At 62.8% G+C, this 23,394-nt stretch carries 22 protein-coding genes and 1 pseudogene; 11 read left to right on the forward strand and 12 right to left on the reverse strand.

Going from position 1 to position 23,394, the window contains the following annotated elements; translation table 11 throughout:
- Nucleotides 1-66 precede the first annotated feature (66 nt).
- Entirely contained in the window at nucleotides 67-1,254 is a 1,188-nt protein-coding gene (locus tag AC3EML_RS30530) for a Gfo/Idh/MocA family protein (RefSeq protein ID WP_352521599.1), read from the reverse strand.
- 18 nt (nucleotides 1,255-1,272) lie between these two features.
- Nucleotides 1,273-2,328, reverse strand: coding sequence for a sugar phosphate isomerase/epimerase family protein (locus AC3EML_RS30535; RefSeq protein ID WP_023733624.1), 1,056 nt, complete (start codon nucleotides 2,326-2,328; stop codon nucleotides 1,273-1,275).
- Between the two features lie 399 nt (nucleotides 2,329-2,727).
- Between AC3EML_RS30535 and AC3EML_RS30540 the strand changes: the two genes are divergently transcribed.
- The 5 genes from AC3EML_RS30540 (at nucleotide 2,728) to AC3EML_RS30560 (ending at nucleotide 6,960) form a co-directional block, all read left to right on the forward strand.
- The gene (locus AC3EML_RS30540) at nucleotides 2,728-3,615 is read left to right on the forward strand and encodes a sugar phosphate isomerase/epimerase family protein (protein WP_352521600.1); all 888 of its coding nucleotides are present in this window, start codon (nucleotides 2,728-2,730) and stop codon (nucleotides 3,613-3,615) included.
- Nucleotides 3,616-3,624: 9 nt separating this feature from the next.
- The gene (locus AC3EML_RS30545; RefSeq protein WP_023683009.1) at nucleotides 3,625-4,794 is read left to right on the forward strand and encodes a mandelate racemase/muconate lactonizing enzyme family protein; all 1,170 of its coding nucleotides are present in this window, start codon (nucleotides 3,625-3,627) and stop codon (nucleotides 4,792-4,794) included.
- Nucleotides 4,795-4,796: 2 nt separating this feature from the next.
- Complete coding sequence (locus AC3EML_RS30550) at nucleotides 4,797-5,513, forward strand: FadR/GntR family transcriptional regulator (RefSeq protein WP_352521601.1); 717 nt, start codon at nucleotides 4,797-4,799, stop codon at nucleotides 5,511-5,513.
- Between the two features lie 85 nt (nucleotides 5,514-5,598).
- Nucleotides 5,599-6,579: an NAD(P)-dependent oxidoreductase gene (locus AC3EML_RS30555; RefSeq protein ID WP_023686626.1), complete on the forward strand. Its 981-nt coding sequence runs from the start codon at nucleotides 5,599-5,601 to the stop codon at nucleotides 6,577-6,579.
- Between the two features lie 3 nt (nucleotides 6,580-6,582).
- Nucleotides 6,583-6,960, forward strand: coding sequence for a hypothetical protein (locus AC3EML_RS30560; RefSeq protein ID WP_023692018.1), 378 nt, complete (start codon nucleotides 6,583-6,585; stop codon nucleotides 6,958-6,960).
- Nucleotides 6,961-6,982: 22 nt separating this feature from the next.
- Here the strand turns inward: AC3EML_RS30560 and AC3EML_RS30565 are convergent, their stop codons facing one another.
- Complete coding sequence (locus tag AC3EML_RS30565; RefSeq protein WP_352500401.1) at nucleotides 6,983-8,278, reverse strand: amidase; 1,296 nt, start codon at nucleotides 8,276-8,278, stop codon at nucleotides 6,983-6,985.
- Between the two features lie 116 nt (nucleotides 8,279-8,394).
- Between AC3EML_RS30565 and AC3EML_RS30570 the strand changes: the two genes are divergently transcribed.
- Both AC3EML_RS30570 and AC3EML_RS30575 read left to right on the forward strand, forming a co-directional pair.
- Nucleotides 8,395-8,742, forward strand: coding sequence for a GFA family protein (locus AC3EML_RS30570; RefSeq protein ID WP_023669842.1), 348 nt, complete (start codon nucleotides 8,395-8,397; stop codon nucleotides 8,740-8,742).
- Nucleotides 8,743-8,959: 217 nt separating this feature from the next.
- Nucleotides 8,960-9,370: a DUF4437 domain-containing protein gene (locus AC3EML_RS30575; protein ID WP_027048960.1), complete on the forward strand. Its 411-nt coding sequence runs from the start codon at nucleotides 8,960-8,962 to the stop codon at nucleotides 9,368-9,370.
- A gap of 27 nt (nucleotides 9,371-9,397) precedes the next feature.
- Here AC3EML_RS30575 and AC3EML_RS30580 read toward each other — a convergent pair.
- The 8 genes and pseudogenes from AC3EML_RS30580 to AC3EML_RS30615 all read right to left on the reverse strand — a co-directional run.
- Nucleotides 9,398-10,154, reverse strand: a pseudogene (locus AC3EML_RS30580) (ABC transporter ATP-binding protein); the annotation flags it as partial.
- 116 nt (nucleotides 10,155-10,270) lie between these two features.
- On the reverse strand, nucleotides 10,271-10,711 hold the full coding sequence (locus tag AC3EML_RS30585) for a hypothetical protein (RefSeq protein WP_023728570.1): 441 nt from the start codon (nucleotides 10,709-10,711) through the stop codon (nucleotides 10,271-10,273).
- Nucleotides 10,708-11,796: an ABC transporter ATP-binding protein gene (locus tag AC3EML_RS30590; protein ID WP_023733630.1), complete on the reverse strand. Its 1,089-nt coding sequence runs from the start codon at nucleotides 11,794-11,796 to the stop codon at nucleotides 10,708-10,710. Before AC3EML_RS30590 ends, AC3EML_RS30585 begins: the two co-directional genes overlap by 4 nt.
- 1 nt (nucleotide 11,797) lies before the next feature.
- Entirely contained in the window at nucleotides 11,798-12,736 is a 939-nt protein-coding gene (locus tag AC3EML_RS30595) for a carbohydrate ABC transporter permease (RefSeq protein WP_023728572.1), read from the reverse strand.
- Between the two features lie 3 nt (nucleotides 12,737-12,739).
- Nucleotides 12,740-13,801, reverse strand: coding sequence for a carbohydrate ABC transporter permease (locus AC3EML_RS30600; protein WP_488505383.1), 1,062 nt, complete (start codon nucleotides 13,799-13,801; stop codon nucleotides 12,740-12,742).
- 80 nt (nucleotides 13,802-13,881) lie between these two features.
- Nucleotides 13,882-15,315 (reverse strand): ABC transporter substrate-binding protein, encoded by a 1,434-nt coding sequence (locus tag AC3EML_RS30605; protein ID WP_023728574.1) that lies wholly within the window; start codon nucleotides 15,313-15,315, stop codon nucleotides 13,882-13,884.
- 46 nt (nucleotides 15,316-15,361) lie between these two features.
- Nucleotides 15,362-16,474, reverse strand: coding sequence for an ABC transporter ATP-binding protein (locus AC3EML_RS30610; RefSeq protein WP_027048959.1), 1,113 nt, complete (start codon nucleotides 16,472-16,474; stop codon nucleotides 15,362-15,364).
- Nucleotides 16,475-16,776: 302 nt separating this feature from the next.
- Nucleotides 16,777-17,460, reverse strand: coding sequence for a TetR/AcrR family transcriptional regulator (locus AC3EML_RS30615; RefSeq protein WP_352521602.1), 684 nt, complete (start codon nucleotides 17,458-17,460; stop codon nucleotides 16,777-16,779).
- A gap of 111 nt (nucleotides 17,461-17,571) precedes the next feature.
- On the opposite strand from AC3EML_RS30615, the gene AC3EML_RS30620 reads away from it, so the two are divergent.
- Genes AC3EML_RS30620 through AC3EML_RS30630 form a run of 3 tightly spaced genes read left to right on the forward strand, consistent with a single transcriptional unit; the run spans nucleotide 17,572 to nucleotide 20,054 of the window.
- Nucleotides 17,572-18,765, forward strand: a complete 1,194-nt coding sequence (locus AC3EML_RS30620; RefSeq protein ID WP_023815722.1) for a Tm-1-like ATP-binding domain-containing protein — start codon at nucleotides 17,572-17,574, stop codon at nucleotides 18,763-18,765.
- A gap of 13 nt (nucleotides 18,766-18,778) precedes the next feature.
- Nucleotides 18,779-19,633 (forward strand): phosphoenolpyruvate hydrolase family protein, encoded by an 855-nt coding sequence (locus AC3EML_RS30625; RefSeq protein WP_352518464.1) that lies wholly within the window; start codon nucleotides 18,779-18,781, stop codon nucleotides 19,631-19,633.
- A gap of 4 nt (nucleotides 19,634-19,637) precedes the next feature.
- Complete coding sequence (locus AC3EML_RS30630; RefSeq protein ID WP_023753232.1) at nucleotides 19,638-20,054, forward strand: cupin domain-containing protein; 417 nt, start codon at nucleotides 19,638-19,640, stop codon at nucleotides 20,052-20,054.
- 170 nt (nucleotides 20,055-20,224) lie between these two features.
- Here AC3EML_RS30630 and AC3EML_RS30635 read toward each other — a convergent pair whose 3' ends face one another.
- On the reverse strand, nucleotides 20,225-21,415 hold the full coding sequence (locus tag AC3EML_RS30635; RefSeq protein ID WP_023804583.1) for a M24 family metallopeptidase: 1,191 nt from the start codon (nucleotides 21,413-21,415) through the stop codon (nucleotides 20,225-20,227).
- A gap of 365 nt (nucleotides 21,416-21,780) precedes the next feature.
- On the opposite strand from AC3EML_RS30635, the gene AC3EML_RS30640 reads away from it, so the two are divergent.
- Nucleotides 21,781-23,382 carry an ABC transporter substrate-binding protein gene (locus tag AC3EML_RS30640; protein WP_488505385.1) on the forward strand — a complete coding sequence of 534 codons (1,602 nt, stop codon included), beginning with the start codon at nucleotides 21,781-21,783 and terminating at the stop codon, nucleotides 23,380-23,382.
- Nucleotides 23,383-23,394 lie beyond the last annotated feature (12 nt).

The raw sequence follows: 23,394 nt of genomic DNA on the forward strand, positions 1-23,394 counted from the left end.
CCCTCATTCGGCCGCTTCGCGGCCACCTTCTCCCCGAAGGGAGAAGAGACTTGGCGCCGGCGCTCCCTAAAGTTTCGTCCACGCCCCGTTCTTCTTCGATGACTTCACGCAGGCCTCGATGAACGCCATACCTTCGACGCCGTCCTGGATGGTCGGGAACACCACGTCCTTGCCCGGTCTGCCGCCCTTCTTGCGTGCCGCGCGGATCGCCCGCGCCGCCTCCTGGTAGATGTTGGCGAAGCCTTCGAGATAGCCTTCCGGATGGCCAGACGGAACGCGGCTGACGCGTCCCGCAACTGGCAGCGCGCCGGCGCCGTTGCGGGTGAGCAGCTGCTTGGGCTGGCCGAACGGCGTGTACCAGAGATAGTTCGGATCGGCCTGCACCCATTCCAGCCCGCCTTTCGAGCCATAGATGCGCAGCTTCAGCCCGTTCTCGTGGCCGGGCGCCACCTGGCTTGCCCAGATCATGCCCTTGGCCGGATGCACCTTGCCGACCGGCTTGAAGCGCAGCATGACATTGACATTGTCGTCGAGCAGTCGCCCCGGCACGAAAGCGTCGAGATCGGACGACAGGGAATCGAGCTCCAGACCCGAGACGAAGCGCGCCAGATTGTAGGCATGCGTGCCGATGTCGCCGAGCGCGCCGCCCGCGCCCGCCTGCTTGGGGTCGGAGCGCCACGCCGCCTGCTTCTGGCCGGTGGCGGCAAGATCCTCGGTCAGCCAGTCCTGCGGGTACTCGGACTGAACGATGCGGATGTCGCCAAGCTGCCCCTTGGCCACCATCTCGCGCGCCTGCCGGATCATCGGATAGGCAGTGTAATTGTGCGTCAGCACGAACACCTTGCCGGTCTTTTCAACCACGGCCGCGAGCTTCTTGGCCTCGGCCAAAGTCGTCGCCAGCGGCTTGTCGCAGATGACGTGGATGCCCGCCTCGAGGAAGGCCTTGGCCGCCGGCACGTGCACATTGTTGGGGGTGACGATCGCCACCGCCTCGATGCCGTCCGGGCGCTTGGCCTCGGCCTTGGCCATCTCGGCATAGGAGGCGTAGCTGCGCGCCGGGTCGAGACCGAGTTCGGCGGCGGAAGCCTTGGCGCGCTCGGGATTGGCCGACAGGGCGCCGGCCACCAGCACGAAGTCATTGTCCATGCGCGCCGCGATCCGGTGCACCGCGCCGATGAAGGCGCCTTGGCCGCCGCCGACCATACCATAGCGGATCGGGCCGCCCCCCGCTTCCGACTTCGATGCGCCGACCATGTCTTTCTCCTGCTTGTCTCAAATACCCATCATGGCGCGCAGCATCTTCTTGTCGGTGGTGCCGCCGGCGAAATCATCAAAGGCCTTTTCCGTCACCCGGATAATGTGGTGCTGGATGAAGGGCGCGCCTTCGGCCGCACCGTCCTCCGGATGCTTGAGGCAACACTCCCACTCCAGCACCGCCCAGGAATCGTAGCCATACTGGGTAAGCTTGGAGAAGATGCCGCCGAAATCGACCTGCCCGTCGCCAAGCGAGCGGAAGCGGCCGGCGCGATTGGTCCAGCTCTGATAGCCGGAATAGACGCCTTGCCGCCCCGTCGGATTGAACTCGGCATCCTTGGCATGGAAGGCCTTGATCCGCTCGTGATAGATGTCGATGAATTCGAGATAGTCGAGCTGCTGCAAAAGGAAATGCGACGGGTCGTAGTTGATGTTGCAGCGCTTGTGACCGCCAACCGCATCTAGGAACATCTCGAAGGTTGCGCCGTCGAAGATGTCCTCGCCAGGATGGATCTCATAGCCGACATCCACGCCGTTCTCGTCATAGACGTCGAGGATCGGCTTCCAGCGCTTGCCGAGTTCGGCAAAGGCCTCCTCGATCAGCCCGGCCGGCCGCTGTGGCCAGGGATAGAGATACGGGAAGGCCAGAGCGCCGGAAAACGTCACCGAGGTTTTCAGGCCAAGATTCTTCGAGGCCTTGGCGCCGAACTCCATCTGTTCGACCGCCCATTTCTGCCTGGCCTTGGGGTTGTTGTGCACCGCAGGCGGTGCAAAGCCGTCGAACTGGGCATCATAGGCCGGGTGCACCGCCACCAGCTGCCCTTGAAGATGCGTCGACAGCTCGGTGATCTCGACGCCGGCATCCGCGCAGATGCCTTTCACCTCGTCGCAATAGGTCTTGGAAGATGCCGCCTTCTTGAGGTCGAACAGGCGTGCATCCCAGGTCGGGATCTGCACGCCCTTGTAACCGAGACCGGCCGCCCATTTGGTGATCGAGGCCAGCGAATTGAACGGCGCGGTATCCCCCGCGAACTGCGCCAGAAACAGCCCCGGACCCTTCATTGTCGACGGCATCGGCATCCTCCCAATTCATTTTTCCAAGGACCAAGCATAGCGTCTGATGAAAGCAGGGCCAGCCTCTTTGGTCTCTCGTGATGTGCATTCTCGTATCGGCATTCTGGTATTACCAAATACCGAAAATGGGTCAAGCCATTTGACTCACGCGCAAAGCTGCCAGGGCATTCCATTTTTGGCGATATATACCAGCATAATCAATACGGTACACAGATGTCGATATCGCATGGCGGCGGTTCTTGCCGCGCGACAAAAATTGCTGTAGACCTCCATTAGGGCCCAATTGGTCGAACCAGTTGCGCAAAAACGCTGGAGCGCCTTGGGGAGGAAACACGCAACGCGCCTTGTGGGGCGCGTCGCAGGCGAACTGGCACAGACGAATTCTGGGAAGGATAGACCATGCATCTTTCGACGCACAACTGGATGCGCGCGGAACCGTTGGAGGTGACGCTGAAGCGCATCAAGAAATTCGGCTACGAGTCGATCGAGATTTCCGGCGAGCCCGAGCAATACAAGACCAAGGAGACCCGCGCGCTGCTGAAAGAATACGGCATCCGCTGCTGGGGGTCGGTGACGCTGATGCTGGGCGAACGCAACCTTGCCGCCAGGGACCAGGGCCAGCGCGAACGCTCGGCGCAGTACGTCAAGGACGTGCTGACCATGGTCAGCGAACTTGATGGCGAGATCATAACGCTGGTGCCCGCGACCGTCGGCAAAGTGGTACCGGACGGCACCGAGGAAGAGGAATGGAAGTGGGTGGTCGACGCCACCCGCGAATGCTTCACCCATGCCAAGAAGGTCGGCGTCAAGATCGCGGTCGAGCCGCTCAACCGCTTCGAGACCTATCTGTTCAACCGCGGCGCGCAGGCGTTGGCCCTGGCCGATGCGGTCAGCCCCGAATGCGGCGTCTGCCTCGACGCCTATCACATCCATATGGAAGAATTTAACGTCCATGACGCGATCCGTCAGGTCGGCAAACGGCTGTTCGACTTCCACGTCGCCGACAACAACCGCTTTGCCGCCGGCCTTGGCCAGATTGATTGGCCACGGATCGTGCAGACGCTGAAGGAAGTCGGCTATGACGGCGCGCTGACGAACGAATTTGTCGCGCCAGTCGACCGCACACCCGCCGCGCCCTATCCCGACATGGTCGAGCGCAATCCGGTCGACATTTCTCCCGAACAGCTGAAGTTCATCCAGGATCACGGCTCCAGCGTGCTGACGGAGAAATTCTACACCGACCAGATGCGCATCACGGCCGAAACGCTGCTGCCGCTAATCAAGTAGCCGATCGGGATGCGCATCAAAACGGTCCAGGCGTGGTGGGTCCGCGTGCCGATTGAGGCCGCGAAGCAGCATCGCAGCGACTTTGGCCAGGTGACGACGTTCGACGCCGCCATCCTGCGCATTGAGACTGACGACGGGCTGATCGGCTGGGGCGAGGGCAAGAACGCCGCCGGCAGCGCCGGCAGCTATGGTGCGCTGGTCTACATGCTGAATCACGAGGTCGGGCCGCAGCTGATCGGCCGCGACCCCGCCGACATCGGCATGATCTGGGAGATGCTCTACAACGGCGTGCGCCATGACAGTGCCGCGCGCGCCGGCCATGCCATGCCGCAGCTGGCGCGGCGCGGCATGAGCATTGCGGCAATCAGCGCCGTCGATATCGCGCTCTGGGATATTCTGGGCAAGTCGTTGGGACAGCCGGTGTGGCGGCTCATCGGCGGCCGCAAGCTCGACCGCATGCCGGCCTACGCCTCCGGCGGCTGGGCTGCCGCCGACGCTATCGGCGAGCAGCTCAAATCCTACATCGCCAAAGGCGGCTTCAAGGCGCTGAAGATGCGCGTCGGCGCCATGGACGGCGCCCCGCACATTTCCGCCGCCCGCGTCCGCGCCGCACGGCAGGCGCTCGGTCCTGACGTCGAGTTGATGGTCGACGCGCACGGCACCTATACGGTGGCCGAGGCCAAGCGCTTCATCAGCCTGGCCAGCGATCTCGACCTCGCCTGGTTCGAGGAGCCTGTTATCGCCGACGACAAGGCTGGTATGGCCGAGGTGCGCGCCTCGGGTTCGATCCCGATCGCCACCGGCGAAAGCGAAGCGACGCGCTACGCCTTCCGCGATCTCGCGGTGCTGAAATCCGCCGACATCTTCCAGCCGGATCCGGCCTTTTGCGGCGGTATCAGCGAGGCGATGAAGATCGGCACCATCGCCAGTGCCTTCAATCTGCGCTTTGCCCCGCATCTGTGGGCCGGCGCGCCATGCTTCTTCGCCGGCCTGCATGTTTGTGCGGCCTCGCCTGCCAGTTTTACCGTCGAATATTCGCTCGGCGCCAACCCGATGATCCACGATCTTATCGAAGAGACTGTCGAAGCAAGGGACGGTATGATAGCGATCCCTGAAAAGCCGGGTCTGGGATTCACCATTTCGGAGCGGTTCCTGGAGGCGCACGCGCAACGCGGTTGACGATGAAAGAAAAGAACCTTCTCGCCGAGCTCGCCGCCTATCTCTTCGCCCATTCGGACAAGGAGACCGGCCGCACGCCTTCGGAGCGCGAACTGGCGGAGCATTTCGTCGTCAGTCGCGGCCAGATCCGCGAGGCGCTGGCCATTCTGGAGGCCATGCGCATCGTCGAGCGCCGCGCCAAATCCGGCATCTATGTCGACACCAGGCAGGCCAGTGTCGAGGCGCTGGCGCTGTTTGCCCGTGCCGGCCTGCCGCTCGACCCGGTGCAAATCTACGAGACCGTCGAACTGCGCAAGATCCACGAGATTAAGGCCGCCGAACTTGCCTGTTCCCGCGCCACTGAAGAGAATTTCGAACGCCTGCGGGAGATCCTGAAATCCTCGGAGGAGTGCATCGCCGCCGGCGAAGGCCTCGCCAAGGAAGACCGCGAATTCCACCTCGAAATCGTGCGGGCGACCAAGAACGGCGTCTTCCACAATATCTGCAGTGTCTATTACCTGATGGGCGAGCAGCGGCTGCCGATCTACTTCAACGATCCCGAGCGCTCAGTGCGCTCGCATGCCGAGCATATCCAGATCTACGAGGCGCTGCTGCGTCGCGACGGCAATCTCGCCCAGGCGCTGATGAGCGCCCACCTGCAAGGCGCGGAAAGCTACTGGAAGGGGATCATCGAGGGCCGGGAGGCGCAAGCGCAAAGCCTGGCACTTGAGAAGGTCTAGTGCAATTCCAGGAAAGGTGTGAAACGGTTTTTCTGGGAAAAGCGCGCGGCGCTTTCCTTTGAGAATTGCGACTAGCGAGAGCCCCATGCCCAGAATCCTGTCGACGCACACGCTGCATCCGCGTGCCTCCGCAATGCTGGCGGGCGCCGGTGAACTCGTCGTCGCCTCAGCGCTCGATGCGGCAACGCTGACCGCCGAGGCGAAGCATGCCGACGTCATCATCGTTCGCGCACCGCTGCCGCCGTCGCTGTTCGAAAACGCCACGAAACTCAGAGCAGCGGTCCGCCACGGCGCCGGGCTCGACATGGTGCCGATGGAGGCCGCGGCCGCGGCCGGCGTGCTGGTCGCCAACGTGCCGGCGGTCAATGCGCGTTCGGTCGCCGAATATGTGATGTTCGCGGCCCTTGCCCTGCTTCGGCGCTTCCGTTCGGTAGACCGCGACTTGCGCGCCAAGGGCTGGAATGCCGGCCGCGACCACGCCAGCCATGCCAGCGAGCTTGCCGGCAAGACCATCGGCATCATCGGCTTCGGCGCCATCGGTCAGGCGGTCGCCCATATCGCCGCGCACGGCTTCGGCCTCGACGTCGTGGCGACGACCCGCAGCATGCAGCCGGCACCCGACAGGATCGGCTTCCTGTCGATCGATGCGCTGATCGAACAGAGCGACATCATCGTGCTCTGCTGCCCGCTGACGCCGGAAACGCGCGGCCTGATCAGCCGCGAACGCATTGCCCGCATGAAGCCGGACGCGCTTTTGATCAACATTTCGCGCGGACCGGTGATCGACGACGAGGCGCTGATCGAGGCCTTGCGCCAAGACCGGATCGGCGGCGCCGCACTCGACGTCTTTGCCACGCAGCCGCTGCCGGCAAACCATCCCTATTTCGGTTTCGACAATGTTATCGTCACCCCGCATATGGCGGGGATTACCGAGCAATCGATGATGCGCATGGGCGTGGGCGCGGCCGGCGAGACCTTGCTGGTGCTGGCCAACCGGCTGCCTGTCAATCTGCGCAATCCCGACGTGGTCGAGCATTACCGCAGACGGTTCCCGGCGGACGCGTGAACCATGTCCGGTTTTCGCTTCGCATCTCTGGTTCTCGCAGTGTCGTCGATCGTGGCCTTACCTTCGCTCGCGGCGGCACAAAGCAGCGATTATGTCTATTGCAGCAATGGGATCGTCTGCATGATGGCGCCCTGCCCGTCAGGCAATGCGCTGGATCTGACCACCGGCAATGTCGTTAAAGGCGTGGAGCTCAACACTACGGAATTGCCGCCGCTGGACAGATCGGCACCTGACCTCTCCGACAAGCTTTATGCTGGAAAACTCGTCGTCCGAGGATCGATCCAGCATCGCGGCCAGCCGAACGATCCGCCGATGCTGGTCGTTACCAAAATCGAACGCTCCTCCAAGAAAAGCGAGCGCAAGCGCTGCGCGGCACGTTGACTGCCGACCTACGGCTCGCTGCCTATCGGAGCAGCCGCTCGACTTCAGCCGCGATGCGCAGCAGATGGTGGTCGTGGCCATTGCGCGCCACCAGCATCAGTCCGGCCGGCAGCGTCATGCCGGGCATCGGCAGCGAGATCGCGCAGAGGTCGAACTGGTTGGCGACCTGGGTATTGCGCAGCAGCAGACCTTCGGTGCGTTCACGCAGAGCCGTATCCTCGGCCATCGAAACGATAGTCGGCGCTGTCACCGGCGTGGTCGGCAGAGCTAGCACATCGACCGAACCCAACCGCTCGTCCATGGCTATGCACAGTGCCGCGCGACGACGCATTGCCCTGATATAAACCGGCGTCGGTATGGCCGCCGCCCGCGACAGCGGCCCGCTGACATGGGGATCGACCGGCACCGATGCGCCCGTCGCCAGCCAGTCGGCATGGATTTCAGAACCTTCCATGGCCGCGATCGAGCCGCGTTTGGTGGCCAGGCGCAGATCGGCAATGAGGTCGTCGATCGAAATGTCCGTGAGCCACGCGCCTGCCTGCTCGATCCCGGCAAGGCTGCGATCGAACGCGGCGGCAATCTCCGTTTCCGTGTCTTCGAAAAGCAGGCCGCGCGGAATGCCGACACGAAGCCCGGCAAGCGCTAACGGCAGGTGCAGTTGCGGCATCTGCTCGCCCGTCATCGCGGCGTCAGCCAGGGCACACGCAGCAACACTCAGCGCCAGCGGCCCGATCGAATCCAGCGTCGCGGAAAGGGGATAGGCACCAGTCAGCGGCACGCGCCGCGCCGTCGGCTTGAAACCGACGACGCCGTTCAGCGATGCCGGGATGCGCACCGAACCGCCGGTGTCGGAGCCGATGGAAATGTCGCTCGTCCCCTCGCCAACGGACACGGCGGCGCCCGACGACGAACCGCCTGGAATGCGGCTGGTGTCGGCGGCATTGCCCGGTGTGCCGTAGTGCATGTTGTCGCCGATAGCGGTGAAGGCGAATTCGGTCATGTTGGTCTTGCCGATGATGACGGCGCCGGCCTGGCGCAGACGGCTGACGACCGCAGCGTCGTGCCGACGGGGCGCGGTGTCCCTCAGCATCAGCGACCCGGCCGTGGTCGGCTCGCCGGCGACATCGAACAGATCCTTGATCGACACGATGGTGCCGTCGAGCGGCCCGAGCGATACGCCGGCCTTCTTGCGCGCATCGGTGGCCTCGGCCGCTGCGCGCGCCGCCTCGGCATAGAGTTTGGTGAACACCTTCTCGCCTGCCGCGCAACTGGCAAGACGTGACAGGATGATCTCGAGACGATCGCGGATTGATTGCATGTCGATGTCGGATTCCGTCAAGGTGGAGCGTCTTTAAGGCATATGGGCCGCTAGGTCAGCGGAAGGAATAGCCCGGACAGCGTGCCTTTGCACCTGCCAGCGATAGGAAGGGACTGATGCTGTACAAAGGCAGCTGCCACTGCGGCAAGGTTGCGTTCGAATTCAAGGCGCAGCTGACCGGCGCCGTGCGGTGCAATTGTTCGATCTGCTCGCGCAAGGGCGCGCTGTTGGCCGCCATCCCGCATGACAGCCTGACGGTGCTGGCGTGGGGCGACGATCTCGGCACCTACACATTCGGCAATCATGCAATGGCGCATCGCTTCTGCCGCACCTGCGGCATCCATCCCTTTGCCGAGGATGTCAGTCAGGGCAGCGAACGCAGCGCCTACATCAACCTCAACTGCGTCGCCGATTTCGATCCCACCGGCCTGCCGGTCTTCGACTTCGACGGCCGCGCGGTCTGACCCTACGGTGGCCTCTCACCACAAAAGCAACGCCCCGAAAACCTTGATAGTTCTCGGGCCCGCTGCTTCAGCCAAGGATGGCTATCGGCTATTCGACGCGCTTAGGGCCGCGCGCGAACACAACGATCGCCGCCAGCAAGGTCGCAGCGCCACAATAGGCGAAGGCGCTGGCCACACCGGCATTGTCGACCACCAGGCCGCCGAAGACAGCGCGTTTCTGGCGCTCGCCGTTTCTTGCGTCTTTCCCGCTCGCGCCTTTGCCCTCGAGGACAGCTATCTCCCGGCCGACAAGATCCCCTATGTCGCCGAAGTGCCAGACCAGCCGCATCGCCTTGGCCCGTTGTGGGGTGACCGGGCCAAAGGCCCGGCGGGCACCTTGCTGAAAGTTCCCGGCAACTGGCGCGCGCCGGTTCATGCGCACACCGCCGACTATCGCGCGGTGGTCATCAAGGGACTGTGGGCGCATTGGCAAATGGACGGCGGCGAAGCGACGAAGGTCGAATTGCCGCCGGGATCCTACTGGACCCAGAAGGCCAACGAGATGCACGACGACGCCTGCCTCTCCGAGACGGAGTGCGTGATCCTGCTGATCAACGATACGCCTTACGAGACCTACTTCCAGAAATAGTCAGGCGGCGCCGTCGTTCGACCGCAACTAGCTGGCGTGCCGCAAGCTCACGCCGCTGCCCTTGTCGAACAGCACCACCTTGTCCTGATTCCAGGCAAAGCGCACCGGCTGCTCGATCTGGACATCGGTTCTGGCCGGCACCGTGGCGCGCAGCGTCGTGTCGCCGACCCGCAGAGTCAGGATCTTTTCCACGCCATGGTTCTCGACATCGTGGACGCGTGCCTCGACCGGCGCACCGCTTTCAAGATACACATCCTCAGGTCGAATACCGAAGACGAGCGGGCGACCGTCGGTCGCACCGCCCGCCTTGGCACCCCCAGAGAAAGGCAGTTCGAAATTTAGCGGCGCCATCACCGCGCGGCCGTTGACCAGCTTGCCATCGATCAGGTTCATCGGCGGCGAGCCGACGAAGCTGGCCACATAGGTTATCGCGCGGATTGTTATAGATCTCGTGCGGCGTGCCGGTCTGGATGATGCGGCCATGGTTGAGCACGCCCACCTTGTCGCCCATCGACATCGCCTTGATCTGGTCGTGGGTGACGAACAGGAAGGTGGCGCCAAGCTGGATCTGCAGGTTCTTCAGTTCCGTGCGCAGCGCCTCGCGCAGTTTGGCGTCGAGCGCCGACAGCGGTTCGTCCATCAGGAACACGCGCGGCTTGCGCACGATGGCGCGGCCGATCGAAACGCGCTGCATCTCGCCGCCGGACAGACGATCGGTCTTGCGGTCGAGCAGATGTTCGATCCTGAGTGTTTTGGCGGCGCGGTCGACACGATCCTTGATCTCGGCGTCGGGTCCTCCGGTCAAGCCGGAGGATGACAGCGTGAGAGTTGAGAGGGCGACGCACACCGACCGTCGCGGACGGGCGCGAGCGCGACCTGCCGGATAGCGTCAGCTGCTGATCATCGCGCTGTCTTGTTGAGAGCGGTGACGATCAGCGCGAGAATCACCGCCGCGGCGGCGATTTCCCACACGAAAGCCTGCTTGTAGAAAGGCGGCGTGGCGAGCTGCGCCTTGCCGGCGAGAGTGTTGGGGTCCGGTGGATTGAGGAAGAAGACGCCGTAGAGATGCGCCGCCGTGATCGATACCAGCAGCGCAATGCAGAAGACCAGCGCCACGACCAGCGCTACGGTCACCACACTGCGCACCTTGACGCCCGGCTGGGCCAACGGCAGCAGGTTGTTGATGAGCCCGGCAAGCACCACGAGACCGCTGCCGACCGCGTACAGGCCGATGGAAAAGGGTTGAAAGATCAGCACCAGCGCCAAGACGCCGAGGCCAATGATGAAGAGCTCGAGGCGGAACGCGCCGGCGCGGCTCATGCCGGAAGAACTGTCGCTCATGACCGCACCGCCTTTCCGGCGCCATCGAAGACATGGGTTTGCCTGGGATCGGGGCGTAGATTCAGCGCCTCGCCGACCTTGACCCACTGGCTTCTCGTCACCACGACGCGGATGTCGGCGCCTGCCGCCGTGCGGGCATGAATAAGGGTTTCGGCGCCCATGGGCTCGATGAGCTCGGCTCTGGCGGAGATGGTGCCACGGTCCCCCGTATCGGTCACGGTGAAAGCACGGGGGCGGACACCGATCGTCACCTTGCCGGGCTGCAGGCGCGCGACCGCCGCGTCCGTGCGGATCGCCAGACTAATGCCGGCAACGGTCATGTCCGCCGTGCCATCGGCGAAGGCCTTGAGGTCGGCCTCGAGAAGATTCATCTGCGGCGTGCCGATGAAGCTCGCCACGAAAGCATTGGCGGGCTTGGCAAATACCTCGTGCGGTGAGCCGACTTGCTCGATCAGGCCGTCCTTCATGATGGCGATGCGGTTGGCCATGGTGAGCGCTTCGAGCTGGTCATGGGTCACGATCACGGTCGCTTTGGAGAGGCCCTGCAGCACTTCCTTGATCTGGCCACGCATGGTTTGGCGCAGTTCGACATCGAGACGCGACAAGGGCTCGTCGAAGAGGAAGCAATTGGGGTCGCGGACGATGGCGCGGGCCATGGCGGCGCGCTGCTTTTCGCCCTCGGATATCTGGTTCGGCAGCCGGTCGAGAACGTGCTCCAAGTGAAGGATCGCGGCGACGCGGTTGACGCGGGCAGTCCGCTCAGCCCCGGAAATGCCGTCATGATAGAGCGGGAAGGCGATGTTCTCGGCGATCGATGCCGACGGGTAGAGCGCGTAGAACTGGAACACCATGGCGATGTCGCGCTTTTCGGGCGGCAGTTTGTTCATCACCTTGCCGGCGACGACGACCTCGCCGTCAGTGACGCTTTCCAGCCCGGCGATGACGCGTAAGGTCGTCGTCTTGCCACAGCCGGACGGGCCGAGAAGGCAGACGACCTCACCGGCGGCCACCGACAGGTCAACGTCCTTGACCGCGGTGAAGGAGCCGAAGCGCTTGGTGACTTTGCGGAGTTCGATGGTTGACATCTCAGCGCTTCACCGTGCCGAAGGTAACACCGCGCAACAGATGGTTTTGCAAGAAGAAGGTGACCAGGAAGACTGGGACGAGGAACAGGGTTTCGATGGCGGCAAGCAAAGTCCAGTCGGTGCCGCGTCCACCCGACGACACGGCCTGGTTCATGGCGACCGGGACCGTCCTCGTGTCAGGCCCCGAGAGCAAGAGGGCGAAGAGGAACTCGTTCCAGGTGAGGATCAGGCCGAACACGAACGTGGCGGCGAGCCCGGCAATGACCTGGGGCAGGCAAATCTTGAAGAACACCCGCATTCCGGACGATCCGTCGAGGCGGGCGGCATCCTCGACGTCTGGCGACAATTCATCGAAGAAGCTCTTCATCATCCAGATGGTGAAGGCCAAGTTGAAGGCGGTGTAGAGCATGATGATGCCGAGATACGAGCCCGACAGGCCCACTACGCGGAACATCAGGATCACCGGAATGATCACCACAATCGCCGGCAGCATGCGCGTGGTCAGGATGATGAACAGGTAGGTGTCATTGCCTTTCAGCGGATAGCGCGAGAAGCCGAAGGCCGCCAGGGTGCCGATGACCAGCGCCAGCAGCACCGAAGCCGAGGCGATGAAGATCGAGTTGAAGAAATAACGGTCGAATCCTGTCGCTTCCGGGGCACCGCCCGACGTCATCGAGCGAGAAAAGACGGACCCAAAATTTTCGAGCGTGGGCTTGAACACAAAATGATCCGGAATCAAGCCGAACAGCGACGTGGGCGACAGCGTCGGAGGCACCAGAAGCGCGTCGCCCTGCGGTTTGAAGGCGGTGAATATGATGAACAGCACCGGCAGAAAATAGATAAAGGCGACGACGGCCACGGCGAGCGTCCGCCCCCAGCCGGCCTCGTCTACTCCGCTGGCCCTGCGGAAGCCGAGCTTTCCCAATATCGATTCGGTCACGGGTTAGGCTCCCTGCGTACGGCGGTTTGCGAGGTACAGGTAGAGGTTGGTGAGAACGATCACCATGAACAGCATCAGATAGGAGATCGACGCGCCCTCACTCGTCTTGTTCTGCTCGTTGGCGATGCGGATCAAGTGATAGGAGATCGTCAGCGTGTCGTTGCCGCCCTTGGTGAGGAGGATGACGAGATCCGCCAGCTTGAATGCCTCGATGGTGCGGAAGAGAAGGGCCAACATCAGAAGGCCGCGGATGTAGGGGAAGGTGATCATCCAGAATTGCCGCCAGCTGGAAATACGGTCGATGGCAGCGGCCTCGTAAAGGTATTTCGGCACCGAGACGAGGCCCGCCAGCACAAGGAGCATGACGAAGGGCGACCACATCCATGCGTCGGCGAAAACGATTCCCGCCACGGCACCGACTTTGTTGCTCATCAGGATGAACTGGTTGCCGGAGATGGAATTGATGACGTAGCTGAGAATCCCGAATGTCGGGTCATAGTAGTAGGTGAAGAACACGCCAGAGGCGACAACCGAAAGCATCATCGGTGTCAGCACCAGGATCAACAAATACTTGCGCAGCGGAAATTGCTTGGCGAACAGGATGGCCAGCAGAAAGCCGACGATCATCTGCGCGGAGACGGTGAACACGACGAACATGGCGGTGTTGATCAGCGCGCCCCAAGTCGCGTGAGCAGCGAGATCGTTGGTAAGGATCCGGATGTAGTTCCCGAGTTCGACGAAGCGGATCGTCTGCTGGTTTGCCTGGTAGGCGAAGAACGAAAGGCCCAGCGACCACAGCAGGGGGAAGATATTCATCACAAACAGAACGGCGATTGCCGGAGCGACCAGCAAGGCGCCGAAGTAGTGGCGGCGATACGCGTTGACGGTAAATGCGGCCGCGACCAACGCCACCGCGGCGCCCACCACCCAGAAGGAGACAGCCGCAGGCAAGCCCGCCATTGATATGGCCGACACGACGACAGCGACAGCGATGGCGAGTTTCCAGTTGTGGGCAACAACCGCGGTAAGGCGTGGTGTCAGCAGCGTGCTTGAAACAGCGGTCATGGGAGTCCGAAATATGGAGCGCCTGAAGTGGCAATGACGGGGAGCGGCTTTTGCCCGCTCCCCGCAGCTATGTCGGAAGGTTACTGGATAAGACCATCGTTCTTCAGGAGGTCCTCCTGGAACTTGGCGATGTTATCCAAGGTGGTCTTGGCGTCCTGCTTGCCAGTGATGGCTAGGTCGTACTGGTCCTGCTGCTGGGTGAGCAGTTCGAAGAACTGCGGCACGTGCCACATGTCCTTCTGCCAGTCGAGCGAGTTCGCCCAGGCGCGGTCCCACGGACGATAGGTCACATACTTCGGATCGCTGTAGACCGACTTGATCGCGGACTGGCCGCCGCCGGCGGCGAACTGGTGCTGGATATCAGGCGAGAGCCACCACTTCACGAAGCCAACCGCTTCCTTGATTTGCTCAGGCGTCGTCCAGGTGGTGAGAACGAAAGGCTGTCCGCCGATCTGTGACGTACGATTCACCTTGCCGTCGGCACCGCGCAGGCCTGGCGCCAATCCGAACACCAGCTTGTCGGCAACCTTCGACGTCTTGGGATCGAGCGAGGCTTCGGCGAGACCGATCCAGTCGATGTTCATGGCCACCTTGCCTTCACGGAACAACTGGTCCGAGACGAAGATGTCCATGGTGCCGGTCTTGACCACCGGCGGCATGAACTTCAGCAATTTGAGGAAATGCTCCATGCCCTCGATGGACTTCGGGGAGTTTACGACGCCTTCGGCATGTCCGGTCGGGGCCTTGGTTTCATCCCAGATGCCGCCGCCATGCTCCCAGACGAACGTGTGGACCGAGCTCGTCGAGAAGTCGTAGCCTTTGCCTGCCTGATAGGCGATGCCATAGAAATCGTCATCCAGCACCTGGCCGGCGAGCTTGTCGCCCTTCTTGCGCTGGAAGAATTCGCCAACATGCTCGAACGTGTTCCAGTCCATGGCGTCGATTTCTTCGCCGGTGCAGGGCAGCTTCTCATTGTACTTCGCCTTGTAGGCGGCCTGCTCGTCGTTGTTGCAGAGCACGTCCTTGCGGCCGTAGGTGACCAGCACGTCCGGGAACTGCGGGAAGCCGTAGTAGTTCGGCGTGCTGTTGGGATAGGTCGAGTAGGCGTTGAGCACGGCGGGATGCATCGACTCCATCGTCGCCTTGAGTTCCGGGTCGGCATCGATGAGATCGTTGATCTTGCGGAAGTAGCCGCCTTCGACGAAGGCGCCCAGCCACTGCGAGTCCGACACGATGAAGTTGTACTTCTTTTCGCCCGAGGTCAACGAGGCGTTGACGCGGGTGTAGAAATCCGGCCACGGAATGAAGTCCACATCGAGCTTCACAGTATTGCCAGACTTCGGCTTGTACTGCTCGTCGAAGAACTTCTTCATAATGCGGGTCGGGGGCCAATCCGGCACCGCCATCGTCAACGTCACTTCTTCGGCAGAGGCATAGGTCACGCCTCCCACCAGTAGTGTGGCAGCGAAGCTTGCGGCTGTCGCTAGCCCTTTCAGTTTGGTCATCGCCGTCATTCGCGTTTCCTCCCTTGGTTAACCGGATTGCTTCTCGCCTTTCGAGTCAGGTCATTGCCTGGCCGCTCGCGGCGCGGAAGACGTGGATTTTCCTGTTATCGATGGCGATCGATGCCGAATCGCCGGTCCTGATGCTGGCGGCGATCGCTTCCGGCAGCACCATGCGCAACATCTCGCCGCCGGCCTCGACCGAGACGATCGTTATGTCGCCGAGCGGTTCGACCAGATGCACCTTCGAGGCAACCCCGGCTTCGCCCTTGGCGGCGAGCCGAATGTCGCTCGGGCGAATGCCGATCAGCGCGGCCTCGTTGGCATCGGCAGTCTTTGGCGCCGTCGCCGGAACCAGAGTCCCGAGCGGCGTGTCGAAAGATCTGGTGTCGGCGCGCACCGAGGCCGTGAACAGATTCATGTGCGGCGAGCCGATCTTGCTGGCGACATAGGTATCGATCGGCTGCTCGTAAAGCTCGTCTGGCGTGCCGATCTGGACGATACCCCCATCGCGCATGACGGCGATCGTCTCGCCCATCGAGAGAGCCTCGATCTCGTCGGGCGTGGCATAGATCACGGTCATGCCGAACTGGCGGTGCAGCCGCTTCAGCTCGGCGCGCGTCTCGTGCCGAAGCTTGGCGTCGAGATTGGTGAGCGGCTCATCGAGCAGAAGAATCTTTGGCCGGCGGATCAGGGAGCGGCCGAGCGCGACGCGCTGCTGCTCTCCGCCGGACAGGGTTGCCGGCTTGGCCTTCAGGCGGTGTGTCAGCTTCAGGATCTCGGCGGTCTCTTTCACCCGCTTGTCAATCTCGGCGCGCGCGGCTTTCTCCTCGCGCAGCGGGTAGGCGAGATTGTCATAGACCGTGAGGTGGGGGTAAAGCGCGAAAGACTGGAAGACCATCGAGATGCCTCGGCCGGCGATCGGCGCATGGGCCATGTCGCGGCCGCCGATCTCAAGCGTGCCGGAGTCGGCCTTGACGAGGCCGGCGATAGTGCGCAGCGTCGTCGTCTTGCCAACGGAGCTCGGCCCGAAGAGTACGAAGAAGCGGCCTTCGTCGACGGCGAAGCTCAGGTCGTTGATGGCGCGCACGGATCCATAGGCCTTGCTGAGCCCATCGAGGCGCAGCGCAATCCCCTTGCCGTCACTGGCGCGAGGCGACGTCTGCGTCACGATGCGCCACCTCGTGCGGACGGAACACGCGCCATCCGTATGATTCTCCTCGTCCTGCCGAAATGGACTGCGGCTGTCATTCTCGATCCGCCTTTTCTTTCCTGATCTGGTATTACCAATTTTGGATAGCCGTCAAGCTCTTTCTTGGATCACCACCGGACCTTGTATAACCGGATTTTTCATGTATCCGACTGTTTTCCCTGAATTTTCCTACTCGTTGATATAGGAGAGCCTTGTTTCGGCACTGCCATCCCGGTTAACATCAATAGTGGGCATCCAAATCTGGTCGAACCAGATTGGCGCTATTTCGCCAATGCCGCCGTCGGGGCCGCATCGATTTCAGCCGTTGATTCCGCCACCGCGGCGCGCACAAGGGCGCCCGCCGCCCATTGCGCGACCGACCGCATGCCGCGGCTATCGAGCCCCCATATATCCTTCAGCACGATCAGCACTTCGACGCCGAACATCATCGACAGCGCCTGTGCCAGTCGCTTGAACTCGCGCGGCGGCAGCCGGCCCTTGAGCGGTGCGATGGCGTCCTTCAGCAGCTGGACGCGATGTCCGCGCGTGAATTGCGGTTCGCCGTCCAACGTGCCCGCCTGCCGCTGCGCCCATTGGTCGAGCGACAGTTTCAGCGCCGCCTTGAAAGTTGCCTCGAAAGCCTCGATGCGCGGCATGGCGGTGTCGAACAGTTCGGCGACGCGGCGCCCGGCATCGGTGGACGTCGATTGCCAGGTCAGGATCGGCCCAAGCCCCTCGTCGACCACCGCCTGCACCAGGGCTGCCTGGCTTGGGAAATAGCGATAGGCGGTGGCGCGCGACACTTGCGCCGCCTCCGCGACTTCGCTGACAGACGGGGTGACGCCCGCCTGCATCAGCCGCGTCGCCGTCTCCAGCATCAGCCGTTTTGTGCGGGCCCGCGGGCCGCGTTCTGCAGCCTCGTTGGCGTCGTCGTTCCCAGCGGCTTGTTGACGTGAGACTTCCATGTCAATACGATACGCGCGTCTCAAAAAATTGCAATGACCTTTGCCCACCGAAAGGCCGGCAAAGGGCGACAGGCGGCCCGGCGCCGGTCGGCCGGTGACGGGAGAAACGCGATGAAGCGCATCTACGTGGTGGGCACAGCCGACACCAAGGGCGAGGAACTTGCCTTCCTGGCCGATGCTATTGCCGCCACCGGCAGTTCGGTTGCCCGTGTCGACATCGGAACGCGCGGCGCCACCGTGCCGGTCGATATCCCGGCCAGCGAGGTCGCGGCGCATCATCCGGATGGAGCCAGTGGCGTGCTCGGCATCGATGATCGCGGCACGGCAGTGGCCGGCATGGGCGCCGCCTTCACCAGTTTCATTCAGTCGCGCGACGACATATCAGGCGTGATCGGCATTGGCGGCGGCGGCGGCACGTCGATCATCACTGCCGGCATGCGCGCGCTGCCGCTTGGGCTGCCCAAGATCATGGTCTCGACGCTCGCCTCCGGCGACACCGCGCCCTATGTCGACGTCTCCGACATCATCATGATGCCATCGGTCACCGATATGGCGGGACTGAACCGGCTGTCACGCGTCGTGCTGCACAATGCGGCGCAGGCAATCGCCGGCATGGCCGCCAGGCCGGCGCCAGTCGCCACTGGCAAGCCGGCACTCGGGCTCACCATGTTCGGCGTCACCACGCCTTGCGTGACCGCCATCGCCGACCAGCTGCGCGCCAACTACGACTGCATGGTCTTCCACGCCACCGGAACCGGCGGCCGCTCGATGGAGAAGCTCGCGGACTCGGGCCTGCTCGCCGGCGTCATCGACATCACCACGACGGAAGTCTGCGACCTGTTGTTCGGCGGCGTGCTGCCGGCGACGGAAGACCGCTTCGGCGCTATCGCCCGCACCAAGCTGCCCTATGTCGGCTCGGTCGGCGCGCTGGACATGGTCAATTTCTGGGCGCCGCCGACCATTCCCGAGAAGTTTAGGGGCCGGCTGTTTTACGAGCACAATCCCAACGTCACGCTTATGCGCACCACGGCGAATGAATGCCGCGGCATAGGCGAGTGGATCGGCACCAGGCTCGCTCGCTGCGAGGGCCCTGTGCATTTCCTGATCCCCGAAAAAGGCGTCTCGGCACTCGACATCGAGGGCGGCGCCTTCTTCGACCTCGAAGCCGACGCCGTGCTGTTCGATGCCATCGAGCGCACCATCAGGCCGAGCGCCACGCGCCGCGTCACACGCCTGCCGTTGCACATCAACGATCCGGAATTTGCCAAAGCCGCAACCGCGGCCTTCCTCGACATCGCCAGATAGTGAGAGTCAACAAATGCCCGCAATACCGCGCAAAGACATATTGAAGAAGTTCAAGGCGATGATCACCGACGGCGTGCCCATCGTCGGCGGCGGCGCCGGCACCGGCTTGTCGGCGAAGGCCGAGGAAGCCGGCGGCATCGACCTCATCATCATCTACAATTCCGGCCGCTACCGCATGGCCGGGCGCGGCTCGGCTGCCGGCCTGCTCGCCTATGGCAACGCCAACGAGATCGTCAAGGAAATGGCCTACGAGGTGCTGCCGGTGGTCAAAAAGACGCCGGTGCTGGCCGGTGTCAACGGCACCGATCCCTTCGTCATCATGCCGCTGCTGCTTGCCGAGCTGAAGACGATGGGCTTTTCCGGCGTGCAGAATTTCCCGACCATCGGCCTGTTCGATGGCAGCATGCGCCAGAGTTTTGAGGAAACCGGCATGGGCTTCGGGCTGGAGGTCGACATGATCGCCGAGGCGCACAAGCTCGATCTTCTGACCACGCCCTATATCTTCAACCCCGACGAGGCGCGCGCCATGACAAAAGCCGGCGCCGACATCGTCGTTGCCCATATGGGGGTGACGACCGGCGGCTCGATCGGAGCCACGTCGGCCAAGTCGCTCGACGACTGCGTGGTCGAGATCGACGCCATCGCCAACGCGGCGCGCTCGGTGCGCAAGGATGTCATCCTGCTTTGCCATGGCGGGCCGATCTCGATGCCGGATGATGCCCGCTACATCCTCGACCGCTGCAAGGGCCTGCACGGCTTTTATGGCGCGAGTTCGATGGAACGGCTGCCGGCTGAAGCCGCGATCGCCAGGCAGACGGCGGATTTCAAGGCCGTCACGCCGCACGACCAGAAGAAAAAGAAGGGATGAGATCATGACCGACAAGAGCAAGGTGTTCGTATACCCGAAGGACGTGAGCGCCTTCGGCTTTGACTGGGGCAAGCTGTCGCTGACGGTCGCGCCTGAAGTGAATGGCGCTGAGCGCTTTTCCGGCGGCGTCGTCGACCTGCCCTCAGGCAAGGGCCACACCCGCCACAACCACCCCGGCGCGGAAGAAATCATCTTCGTCATCTCAGGCAATGGCGAACAAATGGTCGAAGACGAGAACGGCAATCCGGTCGTCGCCAAGGTCGGCCCCGGCTGCACCATCTATGTGCCGGAAAGCCGTTTCCATTCGACACTGAACACGGGCGATGGGCCGATGCAGCTCTTCGTCGTCTATTCGCCGGCCGGACCCGAACTGGTGCTGCGGGAGTTGCCGGATTTCAGGTTGATCCCGGCGGGGAAGTAATCGCGAAAGGCCCCCTTCATCCGGCCGCTTCGCGGCCACCTTCTCCCCGAGGGGAGAAGAGGCAGAAGCCAGCGCCGGCGCAAACTCCTCTCCCCTCGGGGAGAGGTCGGATAGCCCCGAATTGCCCTTCGGAATTCGGATGGCAATCCGGGTGAGGGGGTAGCGCCGAGCTAGGCTATCCCACCTCTATTCCACCCCCGCGCCCGATCCCCAAACATCACATATCCCGTATCCGTCACCGCCAACGTGTCCTCCAACTTGATGAACCCCCGCGTCGGGTGAAGCATGGTCGTCTCCACCGACAGCACCATGTTTGTCTCCAGCGGCTTGGCGGCATAGGTGCCTTCATAGGTCACCGGATGGTTGGTCATCAGGAACGGAGCCTCATGCGTGATCAGCCCCATGCCGTGGGCGAAGAAATCCGTATAGGGCGCGACCTTCGACGCCTTCAGCACGCCCTCCGCGTGCGAAATCATGTCGCCGCCGATGGTGCCTGCCCTCACCTTCGAGAACGCCGCCTGCTGCACTGTCTCGACCTCGGCCAACAGATCTTCCAGTTCGGCATCCGGTTCGCCCAAAATGCCCATGCGGCAGAGGTCGCCAATATAGCCGTGATAATTGCCGCCGGAATCGATCGACAGCACGTCGCCCTTTTTCCAAGCCTGCGGTGACGCCGCGCGGTTGTGGCTGGCGCCCAACGTCAGCAGGCAATATTCGAAATGCGCGCCCCGATTGGTTTCTTCGCGCCGCAGATGCTCGATGATCTCGGCCTTGGTCTTGCCTTCATGCGCCCACTGGATGGTCGCCAGCATGGAATCCGTGATTAGCTCGGAGGCAATACGCAGCTTTTCCAGCTCGGCGTCCGTCTTGATGGCGCGCATGCGCTCCAGCATGCCGGTCGCGTCGATCAGCCTGGCATCCGGCAACGCCTTGCGGATCAGCGCATAGGCGTCCGACGGCAGGAAGGCCGGCTCGATGCCGAGGCGGGCGCCGGCCTTGCCGATCTTGCTGATGTGCTCGACCGCAAGATTGGCAGCATCAAGCGTGCCCCAGCAGGCGGCATGCAGCGTCGGCGTCCAGAACGGGTTGTTCTGGTGCTCGGCGCCTTCCATGCGGTTGCCGATATAGGCGGCATGATCGGGCCCGCCCTTTTCATAGAGGACGATAGGCAGGTAACGGCTATGGCCGATCGCATCCATGGCGGCAAAGAAGATGAACTTGTAGCCGCCGAGCAGATACTGCGTGTTGTGCTTGGACGTCGCGAGCAGAACATCGATGCCGGCCTCTTCCATCAGCCGGTCGACCCTCGCCTGGTCGAACGGGATATTGCTCACGGCGCTCTTGCCCGGGGCAATGTTCATTGTTCTCTCCCTGATTTCCGTGGGATCGCCGGTCGTGCAGCGGCCGATCCCTTGGCTTTCGATCAAATCTGCACCATTTTGCTCACTCTGGTCCAGCCAGAAACAAGGAAAATAGCTTCAGCAGGCAGTCACCAAGTCGTCATTGCTGCACATCAAGGCAATCTGGTCCTACCAGAATACCAGAATGAAAGGGCCACCTCTAAAACTGGTCCAGCGGACGAAAATTTCAAAGCCAAGCAAGGATGCGCCAATTCCGTCTCTGGCGAAACCCTTGGCAAGGGTCATAATCGCCGCGAGGATGCTGGCGGGTGCGGCCAGCTTCGAGGGGTGCGCCCATCTGGTCGCGGAGAGGACGGAGGTTGATCATGTCGGATATTTCCAGACGCACGCTGCTTGGCTCAGCTTTGCTGCTGGCCTCCACCGCCATGCCCACATTCAGCTGGGCGCAGACGCCGAAGAAGGGCGGGCGGCTGGTCCTTGCCGCCGATTCCGAACCGCGCAACCTCAATCCGGCGATCGTCGCCTCCAACGGCGTCTTCTTCATGTCCAGCAAGATCGTCGAAACGCTGGCCGAAGCGTCCTTCGACGGCAAGGACGGGCTGCAGCCGCACCTGGCGCTCTCCTGGGAAGGTGCCGCCGACGGGCTGTCGGTGACGTTCAAACTGCGCGACGGCGTCAAATGGCATGACGGCAAGCCGTTCACCTCGGCCGACGTCGCCTTCTCGGCGCTGCAGATCTGGAAGCCGCTGCAAAATCTCGGCCGCACGGTGTTCAAGGACCTGGCCGCCGTCGACACGCCTGACGATCTGACCGCCGTGTTCAAATTCGCCAAGCCGACCCCGTTCCAGCTGATCCGCAACGCCTTGCCGGCGCTGTCGAGCGTGGTGCCGAAACATATCTACGAAGTCGGCAAGATCGAGGACAACCCGGCCAACAACGCACCCATCGGCACGGGACCGTTCAAGTTCGGCGAATACAAGGCCGGCCAGTATTACAAGCTGACCAGGAATGCGGATTACTGGGCCAAGGACGAGCCGTATCTCGACGAGATCATCTACCAGGTGCTGCCCGACCGCACGTCGGCTGCAGCGGCGCTCGAGGCCGAAGAGATCCAGCTCGCCGCCTTCTCCGCCGTGCCCCTGGCCGACCTCGACCGCATCTCCAAGGTGCCGGGCCTGAAGGTGATCTCCAAGGGCTATGAGGGGCTGACCTATCAGCTTGTCGTCGAGATCAACCATCGCCGCAAGGAACTGGCCGACGTGAAGGTCCGCCAGGCGATCGCGCATGCCATCGACAAGGACTTCGTCGTCAAGACGGTGTTCCTCGGCTATGCCGCGACCGCCACCGGCCCGGTGCCGAAGAACGATCCGCAATTCTACACTGCCGACGTGCCGATCTATCCATTCGACGTCGCCAAGGCCAACGCCTTGCTCGACGACGTGGGGTACAAGCGCGCCGATGACGGCAAGCGTTTTGCGCTGAAACTCCTGCCGGCACCCTATTTCAACGAAACCAAGCAGTTCGGCGACTATCTGCGCCAGGCGCTGGCGGCAATCGGCATCGACGCCGTGATCGTCAACAATGACTCGGCCGCGCACATCAAGGCCGTCTACACCGACCACGCCTTCGACCTCGCCGTCGGCCCGCCGGTGTTCCGCGGCGACCCGGCGATCTCGACCACCATCCTGGTGCAGAGCGGCATTCCCGACGGCGTGCCGTTCTCCAACCAGGGCGGCTACAAGAACGCCGCGCTCGACGCGCTGATCGCCAAGGCTTCGGAGACGCTGGATACGTCAGCGCGCACCGACCTCTACAAGGAATTCCAGAAACAGGTCGCGGCGGACCTGCCGCTGATCAACGTCGCCGAATGGAGCTTCATCAGCGTCGCGCGCGATACCGTGGGCAACATCGCCAACAACCCGCGATGGGCGGCGTCGAACTGGGCGGACACCTATCTGGAATCGTGACACATTTGCGCG

This window comes from Mesorhizobium sp. P170090, assembly GCF_057786115.1.